At 62.7% G+C, this 12814-nt stretch carries 6 protein-coding genes and 2 pseudogenes; 4 read left to right on the forward strand and 4 right to left on the reverse strand.

The genetic code is table 11. The features are described 5' to 3' along the window. Positions 1-12: 12 nt before the first annotated feature. Positions 13-4080, reverse strand: a complete 4068-nt coding sequence (locus tag NG698_RS07570; protein ID WP_252609071.1) for an FtsK/SpoIIIE domain-containing protein — start codon at positions 4078-4080, stop codon at positions 13-15. Positions 4081-4269: 189 nt separating this feature from the next. Here NG698_RS07570 and glf point away from each other — a divergent pair, with 189 nt between their 5' ends. Both glf and NG698_RS07580 read left to right on the forward strand, forming a co-directional pair. Continuing rightward, positions 4270-5457, forward strand: a complete 1188-nt coding sequence (gene glf, locus NG698_RS07575) for a UDP-galactopyranose mutase (protein ID WP_252609073.1) — start codon at positions 4270-4272, stop codon at positions 5455-5457. Between the two features lie 65 nt (positions 5458-5522). Then, positions 5523-7424, forward strand: a complete 1902-nt coding sequence (locus NG698_RS07580; RefSeq protein ID WP_252609100.1) for a glycosyltransferase — start codon at positions 5523-5525, stop codon at positions 7422-7424. Positions 7425-7480: 56 nt separating this feature from the next. Here NG698_RS07580 and NG698_RS07585 read toward each other — a convergent pair whose 3' ends face one another. Beyond that, positions 7481-9049: a DUF2142 domain-containing protein gene (locus tag NG698_RS07585; protein WP_308293020.1), complete on the reverse strand. Its 1569-nt coding sequence runs from the start codon at positions 9047-9049 to the stop codon at positions 7481-7483. Positions 9050-9124: 75 nt separating this feature from the next. On the opposite strand from NG698_RS07585, the gene NG698_RS07590 reads away from it, so the two are divergent. After that, a complete protein-coding gene (locus tag NG698_RS07590) occupies positions 9125-9607 on the forward strand; it encodes a GtrA family protein (protein WP_252609102.1) in 483 nt (160 codons plus the stop codon). 82 nt (positions 9608-9689) lie between these two features. After that, a pseudogene (locus NG698_RS07595) lies at positions 9690-10356 on the forward strand (IS256 family transposase); the annotation flags it as partial. Positions 10357-11005: 649 nt separating this feature from the next. Here the strand turns inward: NG698_RS07595 and istB are convergent. Next, positions 11006-11737, reverse strand: a complete 732-nt coding sequence (gene istB / locus NG698_RS07600) for an IS21-like element helper ATPase IstB (RefSeq protein ID WP_252609076.1) — start codon at positions 11735-11737, stop codon at positions 11006-11008. Continuing rightward, positions 11734-12624, reverse strand: a pseudogene (locus NG698_RS07605) (transposase); the annotation flags it as partial. The gene istB and the pseudogene NG698_RS07605, both read right to left, overlap by 4 nt. Between the last annotated feature and the right edge of the window lie 190 nt (positions 12625-12814).

Here is a 12814-nt window from a genome sequence, read left to right on the forward strand (position 1 = left end):
ACCACCGGCACTTTAGGCGGCCAATCCGTCCTTCGACTGATCCGGCGGTACCCAGCCCAGCTGGACGGCGGTGGCGCGGCCGTTCTGGATGAGAACGCTCCGTCCCGGTGGCGGGTTGGGTTCCGTCTCGAAGCGGACCCCTAAGAGGTCTCCGTCCATAAAGGTTCGGGGCGCGATCAGGATGCCGCAGCGCAGGTTGCGTGCCTGGAGCGCCAGTGGAACCCGCTGGGGGAGTATCGGGCTGTACCCGGCCGTCATCACCACCGTGATTCCAAGCGTGTTGAGGTCGGCAAGGTCGCGGTTGACGTCCTGCGGCAATAGGTCCGCATCGTCAACCAATGCCACCGGGTTCCGTTCCAGACCGCCGGATGTCGCTTGGCGCAGGATCCCGGACCAGTAGGCTCCCGGTTCGGTGTCCTGCTCCGGCATAAGCCACGGTCCTGCTTCAGGGTTGAGCCTCGGCAGGAGCCGGAGAAATGACGACTTGCCAGACGAAGGGCCGCCCAGCACGGCCAGCACTCCACCCGCAGGCGCCCGGACGGATATCGGTTCAAGTTCGTCGCCGCCCACGCCGATGCGGAGGACGCGCTGCCCCAGTGGGATCCTGCCTTTCAGTTCAGCCGGGATCTGAGGGGCCGCCCGGTTCAGGATCCGGGCCGCGGGAACCACGGCCGGCAGGGTCTCCACTCGGAATGGTCGACGCCGCAGGGAGGGCTCCGGCGCTTGGGCTACCCCCGGATCTGCGGCCTCAGCGCCGGCAGCCGTATGGAACTGGCAGACTGTAGTTCGTCCACCCGACAGCGCGCCCACAGCGACGCCCCTTCCCACTGCGGGCGCTGTCGGAGGCAGTTTCGGCCAGGCAATCCGGCTGTCGTCGCTGGATCCGGTCGGGAAGTACACCCGGTTGGGTACGGCTGCGAAGAACCTGGAAGTGACCAGTTCCCGCTGTCCCGAGATGATCACCGTGATACCGGCCCGGTTTCCATCCCGGACAAGGTCATGGAGAACGTCCTCGGCCCACGCCAACGGCCCGGCACGTAAGGCCGAGAGCCAGGATCCCCAGCCAGCGATCACGAGCACGAGCGGTATGTCGTCGTCAGCGGGACGTCCCAGCCGGAGTGACTGCTCCCGTGCCAGACGCTCCAGGATGCGTACGGCACGGCGAAGCTCGTGCAGTCCTGCCGTGGCGCCCACCCGGCAGTGGGAAGCCAACACCACGAACGAACTGTCCGGGTCCAGCACATACAAGTGGGATTCCCGGGCATGGGATGCCAAGCCGAGGACTGCCAGCCGGATGGCCTCGGGCACTCCTGATTCCTGTCCGCCAACAAGGGCCAGGTGTCCGTGGCCGGCAGGTTCCCAGATCAAGGGTGCGGTTCGCTGTTCGGCGGGCAGGTCCATCAGGCCGAGCGTCACGGACCATCTGGTGGCACCGGCGTCGGCCTTGGTCCTGTCACTGGCGCCATCGTCGTCGTCAGCATCGCTTTCTACGGTCCCGGGGGTAGACGAGCCTGCAGGTTCGGGGAGGAGACAGGGGAGCGGCGCAGCAATCGGCTTCCGGATGGCCGGACGGTTCATGGTCTCCCACAACGCGGACATGGAAGCTATCAACGGGGCGGTTGCCTCGGCAGGCGTCGGTTCGTGCCTGGCGGATCCGGAACCCCCCAGCACTGCAGGGGCATCGATGTACTCGGAGGCCAACCATACCGAGATTCCGGCGGGTTCGGACCGGATGGCTCCGGCTGTCAGGGATCCGGCCTGAAACTCCAGCGGAGCCTCCGTTCCGCGGGCCAGGTAAGCCCGGCCCGGAGTATCGACCCTGATCCCGGCCGCGGCTTTCGAATTTATGATGTCCACGGATTCCATCTCCGACTGGACGCGCAACGCGATGCTAGTGGTGACGTTGGCGCGGATGTCGGCCGTCAGCGCGCCCTGGGGCCGTTGTGTGGCCATGATCAGGTGGATGCCCAGGGAACGGCCGATGGCGGCGATCCTCATCAATTCCCGGAGCGATTCGGGAGCATCCTCCACCAGCATCCGGAATTCATCTATGACAATTACAAGATGGGGGAGCGGCGACGCGCGCCCCGCCGACGTTGCCCGGAATGACGTCAGGTCCGGTGCCTGAACTGCCGCCAGGCTCTGTTCCCGGAATTTGATCTCGGCGCGGAGGGACTGCAGGGCGCGTTCGAGCTCATGGCTGCTCAGGTCGGTGAGCATACCCACACAGTGCGGGAGCCCGGTCAGGGGGCCGAGTCCGGAGCCGCCCTTGAAATCCACAAAGAGGAAGTTGATGCGGTCCGGCGCGTAGCTGAGGGCGAGAGCAACAGTGAGGCTGCGCAGGAGTTCGGATTTTCCTGAGCCGGTGGTCCCGGCGACCAGCAGGTGGGGTCCGTCGTTTTGGAGATCGAGTGTCCGTAGACCCTCAAGACCGCGCCCGATGGGAACGGCAAGCCCGGGCAAGCTGTTGTTTGCTGACCATCGCCTGGATGTTTCGGGCGTGGAGTGGGGGAGCAGCTCTGCGAGCCGGCAGGACGTGGGGATGGACCGTCCCGCACCGACTGGCTGGTTTGCCTCCCGCGCCAGTCGACGGCAAAACCTGTTGAAGACGTCAATGGGCGCCAGATCAGGAGCGAATCGGATGCTGTTATCACCGTCATTGAACACAGACAAGCGTTCACCGAGTTCCACGTCAGCATTCGTCAGCGCTGACCCGTCTTCGGGGGCATGGATGACCTGCCACCCGTGTTCCAATGCCGTGGCGGTGATCTTGGCCGAGGGCTCCGTGCCGTCCATAAGGAGGAGCAGTCCGTGTCCATGGGCAGGCCCGAAGCCGTGTTCGAGCAGGGTCCCGAGAGTGTTTGAGTTACTGGAAAGCGTGACACCGTCCAGATACCGTGCGGCGAGGGGGAGATGCTCCGCCTTGCCATGGACGACCACCCGGGTATTCCGGCCCAGCGGATAGCCGGAAAGCTGCATCAGGAGTGAGCGCACCAGCCCGTCGACGGCGGCTCGTGGCCCGCGGATGGTGGTGAGGGGTCTGGCCGGACTGAGCGTGAGTGGCAGTGTACCGGCCGAAGGAATTGCGCGGCCCGGATCCGTGGGCTCGAACCGGAGGTTGGCCGGCTGGATTGCCTGGCCCAGCCGCAGCCAGATGCCCTTGTTGGTGCGCGGCCCGGCACGGTCCCTACCTGTTGTATCCCCGATGGTCAGGTCCGAGAGCGGCGGCGCGGCCCGCCGTCGTCGTTCCTGGTCCTGGGTGACCGCGGCCCTGACCGCGGCAGCGAGTTCGCGGCGTTGCCGGCGCCCGCCGATCACCGGCACCAAGATGGAGATCGCCGAGACGGCCGTGAAAGCCAGGAACATCCACATTCCGGTCACGACGGCAAGCCCCACGCCAATGACCACCGGCAACACAGCCGTCAGAAGCAGCGCCGCGCGGTTCGTGGGATCGTCGCGCCGGCTGATAACCAACGGCTCGTGGACATCCATCCCCGCGTCGGCCAGGCCGTCACCCGAACGCTCAAGGAACACCAACGACATGGTGGAGTTGCCGCAACGAATGGTGGAGCCCGTCGAAATCACGGCATTCCGCACGCGCTCGCCGTCCACATCAGTGCCGTTGGCGCTGTCCAGATCAACAATCGAGATGGCTGTCTCGGTGACCACCAGGTGTGCGTGGGCCCGCGAAACGTCGGCGTCTGGGATGAGAATATCGGCATTGCTCCGGCCGATGGTGTATGTGCCCCGCCGCAGCGGCACAACCGTCCCCGCGCCGGCACCGCTGTGGACGGCCAATGCCAGTAACGCCGGAGGCTCGGAGGTGCGCTGCCGGGACCTGCGCGCCGTCAGGTCCGCCCCGTCGACGAGCGTGGCTCCGTTGACAAGCGGAGGCTGTCCGAGCCTGAGCTCAGCGACGTTCTGGCTGTCGACAGACACAATCCCCGTCCCGAAGTTTGCCGTCAGCGCTGCCTGCACTTCCGCACCGGCAGCCCCGTGTGGACCCTCGATGGTCAGCTCCACGGGTGGTTCCCGCAGAGCTGCGCCCGGGCTCCGAACGAGCGTGCAGTGCAGCGGCATGATGTGAGACTCCTAACGGTCAGCTTGTCTTCAAGCTAGCCGTCAGGCAGGCCGGTGTCGTGGGACGAGGTGCAGTATGTGGACAAGGGCGGGAGCGCCGGATTAGTAGGTCACGATGGGGTCTCGGGTAGGCTGGTGCAGCAGACAATGCGCAACATTGCGCTGCCCGCATTCGAACCAGGAGATTTTGTGACCGCTGACCTCGTCATCGTAGGGTCTGGCTTTTTCGGCCTGACAATCGCAGAACGGGCCGCCACTGAGCTCGGCTTGAAGGTGGTCGTCCTCGACCGCCGCCACCACATCGGTGGGAACGCGTACAGCGAAAAGGAAGAACAGACCGGGATCGAGGTGCACCGCTACGGCGCCCACCTGTTCCACACCTCCAACGAGCGTGTATGGGAGTACGTGAACCGGTTCACCACCTTCACGAACTACGTCCACAAGGTCTATGGCGTGCACAAGGGCGAGGTCTATTCCCTGCCCATCAACCTGGCCACTATCAACCAGTTCTTCCGCGCCAACCTGACACCCGGCCAGGCGCAGGCCCTGATCCAGGAACAGGCTGGCGAACTCGCCGGGACCGATCCGCAGAACCTGAACGACAAGGGCATCCAGCTCATCGGCCGGCCGCTCTATGAGGCGTTTATCAAGCACTACACCGGCAAGCAGTGGCAGACCGATCCCAAGGACCTGCCCGCGGGCATCATCTCCCGCCTCCCGGTGCGCTACAACTACGACAACCGGTACTTCAACGACAAGTACGAGGGCCTTCCCACGAACGGTTACACGGCGTGGATCGAAAAGATGGCTGAACACCCGAACATCGAAGTCCGATTGAACACGGACTTCTTCGACGAATCGCACGAGTACAGCAAGAACAAGGTTGTCGGGAACATCCCCGTGATCTACACGGGTCCGGTGGACCGTTACTTCGATTTCGCCGAGGGCGACCTCTCGTGGCGCACCATCGACTTCGAGAAGGAAGTGCTCGACGTCGGCGATTTCCAGGGAACGTCGGTGGTCAACTACAACGACGCCGAGGTGGCCTACACGCGGATCATTGAGCCCCGTCACTTCCACCCCGAGCGGGAGTACCAGACGGAAAAGACCGTCATCATGCGCGAATTCTCGCGTGCCGCCGAAAAGGGCGACGAGCCTTACTACCCGATCAATACTGCCGCGGACCGGGAACGGCTGCTCAAGTACCGTGACCTTGCTGCTGCGGAGAAGGACGTTCTCTTTGGCGGACGGCTTGGCACCTACAAGTACCTCGACATGCACATGGCCATTGGGTCTGCGCTGTCAATGTTCGACAACAAGATCCGTCCGCACTTTGAAAGCGGCGCAGCGATCGAAAGCGGAGGCGTAGACGCGTGAGTGAAGCGCCGGGCTGGGCGACGCTCCAAAGGGTGATATTCCCCCCGGAGTCAGGCGTGGACACGATGTCGCTCTACGCCGACGCCGGCCCGGCAGCGGGTGTGCGCATTAGGGAGAGCGACGAGTTTGCCCGGAATCCCAAGCGAACCGAAGATAAACTCCATCTCGTTGGCTCAAGCCCACGCGAGGTGCACTTTGACGACGTTATGTCCCGGCACTCGATCAGGGTGCGTTCGGGGGAGCAGCTCTCGTTGGGCACGTACTTTAACGCCTTCCCGGCAGGATATTGGCGGCGGTGGACCGAGGTCCGTGAGGTGCGGCTCGTCGTAGAGACACGCGGCCACGGGACCATCTCCGTCTACAAGTCCAATGCCCGGGGAACCATTCAGCGTGTTGACGGATCGAGGCTCGAAGGGGAATCTTCTACCGAGTTCCTGCTGTCGCTGAAGCCATTCGGGGATGGCGGCTGGTATTGGTTTGACCTGGCCTCAAGCCAGGAGGATCTGGTGCTGGACCGTGCGCGCTGGGAGGGCCCGCAAACCGCGGGACCGGCCCAAAGCGTGACAATTCAGGTTACGACGATGAACAAGCCGGACTTTTGCCTTGCAAATGCCCGGATCCTCGCGGATCATCCTGAAGCTCTGGACCTGGCGCATGAAGTACTGATCGTCGACCAGGGAACGAACAAGGTCGCTGATCAACCGGGATTCGAAGAATTGGCCAGTCGGCTCGGCGAGAAGCTGCGCATCATTGAGCAGGCCAACCTGGGCGGCTCCGGCGGATTCGCACGCGGAATGTACGAGGCCGTAGAGAACGGCAGCGACTACGTCCTGTTGCTGGACGATGATGTCGTCCTTGAGCCGGAGAGCATCGCACGGCTGATGTCATTTGCAGCCCACTGCAAGACGCCAACGATTGTTGGCGGGCACATGTTCGACCTCTACAGCCGTAGCACTTTGTATTCGATGGGTGAGATCATCGATGCCCACCGCATTTCGCCTGATCAGCCCCACCAGGACATGCAGATGCGCCACGATTTCAGCGTGTCGAACCTTCGGCAGACACCGTGGATGCATCGCCGTTTTGATGTTGATTACAACGGGTGGTGGATGTGCCTGGTCCCGACGTCAGTCATCAGGGAAATCGGGCTGCCGCTTCCGCTGTTCCTCAAGTGGGACGATTCGGAATATGGCCTTCGCGCCAGGGCGGCAGGTATCCGCACGGTGTCCCTGCCGGGGGCCGCTTTGTGGCATATTTCGTGGATTGACAAGGACGACCTCGTCGGGTGGCAGGCGTATTTCCATAGCCGCAACAGGCTGATCACGGCGCTCTTACACAGCCCGCACGCCAAAGGTGGCGGCGTAATCCGTGAGTCCCTGCAATCCGACATCAAGCACCTTGTCTCCATGCAGTACTTCACCGAAGAAAGCCGCCTGAAGGCGATGGCGGACTTGTTCGAGGGGCCGGGGCATCTTCACCCGTCGCTGGCGACCAAACTGCCCGATATCATTAGCATGCAGGCCGAACACTCCGACGCCCAGATGCGGGAGGACCTTGACGATTTCCCGGCGCCGTCATTGGGTGGCGGCCCGTCCACCGCGTCCCGGATAGGGATGCCCCACAAGAAGGACATGGTCAAGTGGGGCCTGACAACGGTGGCACGCCAACTGGTTAGCCGGCCGTCCGAAGAAGCCCTGGCAAGGCCGCAAAGCCACCTAGCCCATGTGGACAATCGCTGGTTCCGCCTGGCTCACTACGATTCCGTTGTGGTCTCCAATGCGGAGGGGACAGCGGCCTCATGGTACAAACGGGACCCGCGGAAGATGAGGGCCATGCTCGCGCGGGCCGGGAGCCAGCACGCGCGCTTGTATAAGTCGTGGGAGTCATTGGCGGAGGCATACCGCTCAGCACTGCCGGAGTTGGTTTCCATGGAAGCCTGGCGGAAGACCTTCGGCCTGGACCGCTGAGCCCAGGCAGATTGCATGAATGCGGCGCCCCCACTGTTGTGGGGGCGCCGCTCGTCTTAACTTTCGGAAGTAGTCCGGCCGCTGAGAGCCGGGGTCTGGCGAGTTGTCAGCAGACGATAGAGGCAAACGCCAGCAACGGAGAGGACCGCAATGTAAGCGACCGTTAGACCTTGCCAGGAAAACGGCGGCTGCCACTCTGGATCGAACATTTCGCTCCAGTTAATGTGGTCGCCTCGGATCCCAACGGTGTACCGGCGGAGACCCTCGAGCAGGAGGTAGGTGTGTGCGACGACACCGAGCACTAGGCTCCAACGGACGATGGAAGTCGACCATGGTGTCACTTTGAAGGGCAGGAACCGCGCAGCGACTCCTGTAGCTAAAATCAGCAGGACTACCAGTGCCAGCGCGTAACGGCCCTGCCAGATCCACCCAATAGTTTCGCTGGAGCCGGCCTGAAGAGCAGGTGGGATTGCAACGAGGGCTACAGTGAGCAAAGCAACTGGCCAGCGGAGCCTGGTGGGTCGGGCAGTGAACGACAACAAGAGCATTGCCCCAAATCCGAGCACCCATGTGTACACGACGGCCATCGGAGGATTGGTGTCGAGTGAGCCCAGCACGCCAACATACTCGCGCATATACCCGACCGTCCGGTCCAGCATGAGGAGGGCTGCTTCGTCAGCCGGGATTGGCGGCGTCACCGCAAAGAGACTGTCCAGGCTCCTGGCGGTAATGCTCCACCAAAGTGCGAAGAGACACGACAAAGCAACAATTAGTGCTGACAGCTGGAAGGACTTTGTCACCAGCACTGTGCGAATTGACGACAGATTATGTCCGAGAAGTGCGGCCGCAAGTGCCACAGCGATCCACAAGAAGGACAGCGGCCTGGTGTTTGATAGGAGAACTCCGGAGGCTGTCACGATAACTGCGGGAAGCACGTTGAGATGAGGGTGTGTTCGCTGTTCGAGCATGAGGCAAAGACCCATATAAAACGCTCCGGCCGTGCCGATCTCCAAGGCATTCGGGTTGACTGAACCGGTGAGGAACAGCACCGCCGGCGTGACTGCGATTGTCGAGGCGACCACCATGAGTGCGCTTCGACGCATCGATGTGGCCGCATAAAAGATTGCGGCAAGGAAAAACGCTGTGAGCCAAGAACTGATCAGCCGCATCGCGTAGAGGGCTGCCTCGCCGGTCAATCCGTGGCTGCCCAGTCCAACAATCGCATAGTACACGGGATTGTAGTTGCCCGCAGATGTCTCAGCGGGCACGAGACCGTTCTCCGCCCCAATGGACCGGGCGCAGGCAGGAGTAATTTCTGGATGAGTTGCAAAGCAGTTGTAGTTGCTGAGGTCGGCGATGTACTTGGGGACTTGGACCGTCAGCGACTCCCCTTGGACTCCCGAGCTGCCTCCGGAAAATTGACCCCGTGTAACTGCGGCCGCTTTGATCACGTGGGCCGTTTCATCCGGTGCAGACATGAGAGGTGATGCAAAGGACCAGATGTTGCCCGCGGCCCCGAGCAATAGCCACGAAACGAAGAGAACTACGACTGGGGATGGCCGACTGCTGGGAGAGGAACGGTGCCGTCGGTTAGCCATCGGCCCGCATGACGTGGATATCTGCATGGTAGTTTTAACAATACGTGGAGGTCGGCCGTGGCAGGTTTGTATGCTCCGTTCTACCCGGGAGACACCACTCACATGCGCAGTCCAACCGCACGAACCCTACGACGAACCAGGCTTCAGGAATGGTTGCCGGCGAGGCTAAGGCGCCTGCTTCGAATTCTCGCGGAGAGTCCCGTCATCAGGTTTCTCATAGTTGGCGGACTGTCCTTCGCTTTGGACCTCGGCATCCTGGCAATTCTCCACGAAGGTGTCGGCGTCGACCTTTGGATTGCTACCCCTATAGCCTTTATAGCCAGCTTGGTATTCAACTTTCTTCTCCAGCGCATGTTCACATTCCGCGCGACCAATCACCGCGCGGTGAGCGCCGCCAAATACCTGCTCCTCGTGCTCGTCAATATCGTAGTCAGCGATTTGATTGTCATAAGTTTTGACTCTAAAGGGTGGTCCTACGTAGCTGGAAAAGTGACAGCTACAGTCCTGACTACAGTCTGGAACTACCTTCTGTACCGTCATTGGATTTTCAAGAGCAGCGAAAGTGCGGCAAAGGTCAGTAGCTAACCTCTCCGCGATGGGACTGTGGAAATGACGGTGTATCCGGCTCGACACGCCGGGCGGTAAGCCTGGCGGGGAGGAGCCCGATATGGCCGCAACACTTGAGGCTGTGCCGAGTACGAAAACCGCTGAGAAGAAGACAGAAATATCCGAGGCTGACGCTGCCCGCGAACTGGTCAGAATGGCGAGGGAACAGGGCCTGTCCCTGACCGGTCCGCACGGTCTGCTCAAGCAGTTGACCAAGACCGTGATCGAGACCGCGCTCGATGAGGAAATGACCGAGCATCTTGGATATGAAAAGCACGATACAGCGGGGGAAGCAGACCGCGAACTCCCGCAACGGGGTGCGGCCGAAAACGGTGTTGACGGAGACCACCGGCCCGGTGGAGGTGGACGTGCCGAGGGACCGGGAAGGCACGTTCGAGCCGGTCATTGTGAAGAAGCGCCAGCGCCGCCTGACCGGTGTCGATGAGATGGTCCTCTCGCTCTATGCCGAGGGCCTGACCACCGGGGAGATCAGTGCGCATTTCGCTGAGATCTACGGTGCGTCGGTGTCGAAGGAGACGGTCTCGCGGATCACCGACCGGGTGCTTGAGGAGATGGCCGCATGGCAGAACCGGCCACTCGATGAGGTCTACGAGGCGATCTTCATCGCCGCCATCGTCGTCAAGGTCCGCGACGGGCAGGTCGCCAACCGGCCGATCTACGCCGCGATCGGCGTGACCCTGGACGGGGAAAAGGACATTCTGGGGCTCCAGGGCTCCTGACATGGTGAGGTATTCCGTGTGGGGTCAGGGGTTTTTGATTTCGTAGCGCAGGGTGAGGCCGGTGCCGGGGTAGCGGGTTTGGGTGGTGGTGAGGTGCTGGCAGAGCTTGCGGATTGCCGTGGTGGCCCGTGGTGTGTGTGGGGAGCGGGTCCAGGCGGATGGTGAGGTATCCGGGGGTGGTGGTGTCGATGTCGCCGCTGCCGGTGAGCGCCTGGCGTGCCAGGGTGTGGGCTTCCTGGGTGGCGCGGGCGTAGCCGGTGTTCGTGCGGATCTCCCGGGCGAGGATCGTGGCGGTGTTTGAAGGCAGCCATCCTGACCGCGTGGGTGATGAGTTTGGTCTCGGTGTCCAGGACCTGTTGGCCGGATGAGAGTTCTCCCAACGGGACCCTGACGGGGATCTTCTGGTGGGCGGCTTCTGCCTGGTCCAGTGCGGCTTCGGCGGTAAGGAGCGGGGCGGTGACCGCGTTGCACAGGTGTTGGTGATGATGACTTCGCTGGTGCCTGGCGCCGGGGTCCGCAGCGCGAGCATCGCGGCGTCTGTTCGGGCCAGGATGTGTTTCGTCAACTTTAAGTAGGCCATTTCAGCGCTAAGAATCAGGCCACCTCGGCACGTTTCCAGGCCATTTCAGCTGTTTGGTTATTTCATCAGGGCATTTTTGACCCGGTAGGACTCACCACGGAATTGCAGCAGGCGCCCGTGGTGCACCAGCCGGTCGATGACGGCTGCTGCCATGTTGTCGTCCCCGAACACCGTTCCCCAGCGGGAGAATTCGAGGTTGGTGGTGATGATGAGGCTGCGTTTTTCGTAGCCGTCGGCGATGACCTGGAACAGCAGTCTGGCCCCTTCGGTATCGATCGGGAGGTATCCCAGTTCATCGATGGCCAGGAGCTGGTTTTTGGCCAGGGAAGCGAGCTCCTTGTCCAGCCGGTCCTCGTCCTTGGCCCTGCGCAGCATCATGACCAGGGCGGAGGTGGTGAAGAACCTGGCTGGGATGCCCTGTCGGCAGGCGGCTGCCACCAGGGCGGTGGCCATGTGGGTTTTGCCGGTGCCCACGTCCCCGTAGAGAACCAGGTCCTGGGCCCGGTTGATGAACTCCAGGGATTCGAGGGGTTCGCGGCCGTAGTCCTCGGGGAACCTGAGACTGGTGTAGTCGAATCCCGTGAGTGTTTTTAGGGCAGGGAGCCTCGCGGATTTCAGCAACCGCTGGCGGCGTGATTCCTGCCGGGATTCGTGTTCGGCCAGCAGCACCCCGTGCAGGTATTCGTGCTGTTTCGGGGTGCCTTTCTCGGCCCATTCGGTCAACACGCTGCCGGTCAGTGAGGCATGTTTGCCCGCTTCGAGGATGTCCTGGACGGTGATCGGGTTCATGCGACTTCTCCGGTGCTGGTGTTCAGGGTGGTGAAGGTGTCATAGACGCTTAAGTCCACGTTGGCGGCGGCCGGTTCGGTGCCGTGGGCTAACCGGCGGGCGAGCATTCCCAGGGCTGCCATGTCCGGAGTGTCTCCGCGCCGGATCAGCGTGTCGGCGGCGGCCATCGCGGCATCGAAGCCGGCGGACCCGGACGCGGCATCCACCGCGTTGAGCAGGCGGCGACGGTCCGTGGGCGCCGCGGCATCGAGCCAGTCGCGGACCGGGTCGGTGACCAGAGCCCGCAACGGGGAATGGCTCCAGGCTCCAGGCTTGGTCACCAGCAGCGGAACCAGAGACGCGGGGTCGAAGATCGTCTCGGCCTGCCGGCCGAACACCCGGTCAAAGGACCGGACCGGCTCGGAGTGCTCATCGAGGATCTGCACCACGTCGTGGCGCAGCCCCACGGTGAGCATCCGCCCATGGAAGGAGGACCCGGCGGCGTAGGTGTTCCCGTCAATGAGCAGGTTCCCGGTCTTGTCGGCCTTGCGCGATTCGTAGCGCACCGGGTCGAACCCGACCCCGGGCAACGCCAGGGATGAGGCAACGTCGTGGGTGAACAGCTCGCCCAAGGGCAGGCCCTTGCGGTAATGCGTGGTGGTGGCCAACGCGTCGCACCGGGCCATGAGCACCTCGTTCAAGGCCTGCAGGCTGGAGGCCACGGGTTCGGGAACCATGAGGTTACGGCGCAGGAACCCGACCGCGTTTTCCACGTTCCCTTTTTCATGCCCGGAGTACGGGTTGCAGTAGCGGGATTCTGCCCGGTAGTGCAGCTTGAACGCCCCGAACAGTTTTGACTCCACGACCTTGGTGCCCACCCGGCGCCCGATGCCGGTGGCGTTATCAAAGTTCTGTGGCCGGCTGGATTATGTGGCCCGAGCCGCCGATAGCTGGTATGTATCGGTTGCTTTGGCGGTTTGGGCCACATAACCGTCAGAGGGATGACAGCCAGTTCAGCAGGGATTCGTCGGTCTTCCAGACGGGGAGAGCGCGGGGCCCCTCCGATGTACTGGGCGGCTCTGTGGCCCGTAAGGCTTC

The sequence above is a fragment of the Pseudarthrobacter raffinosi genome (assembly GCF_023913735.1).
In the GTDB taxonomy this organism is placed as follows: Bacteria; Actinomycetota; Actinomycetes; order Actinomycetales; family Micrococcaceae; genus Arthrobacter; species Arthrobacter raffinosi.

Bases quoted from the DNA above. Each gene is read 5' to 3' on its own strand.
- NG698_RS07570 (WP_252609071.1), bottom strand. From the start codon at position 4,080: ATGCCGCTGCACTGCACGCTCGTTCGGAGCCCGGGCGCAGCTCTGCGG.
- NG698_RS07580 (WP_252609100.1), top strand. From the start codon at position 5,523: ATGTCGCTCTACGCCGACGCCGGCCCGGCAGCGGGTGTGCGCATTAGG.
- NG698_RS07585 (WP_308293020.1), bottom strand. From the start codon at position 9,049: ATGCAGATATCCACGTCATGCGGGCCGATGGCTAACCGACGGCACCGT.
- NG698_RS07590 (WP_252609102.1), top strand. From the start codon at position 9,125: ATGCGCAGTCCAACCGCACGAACCCTACGACGAACCAGGCTTCAGGAA.
- istB (WP_252609076.1), bottom strand. From the start codon at position 11,737: ATGAACCCGATCACCGTCCAGGACATCCTCGAAGCGGGCAAACATGCC.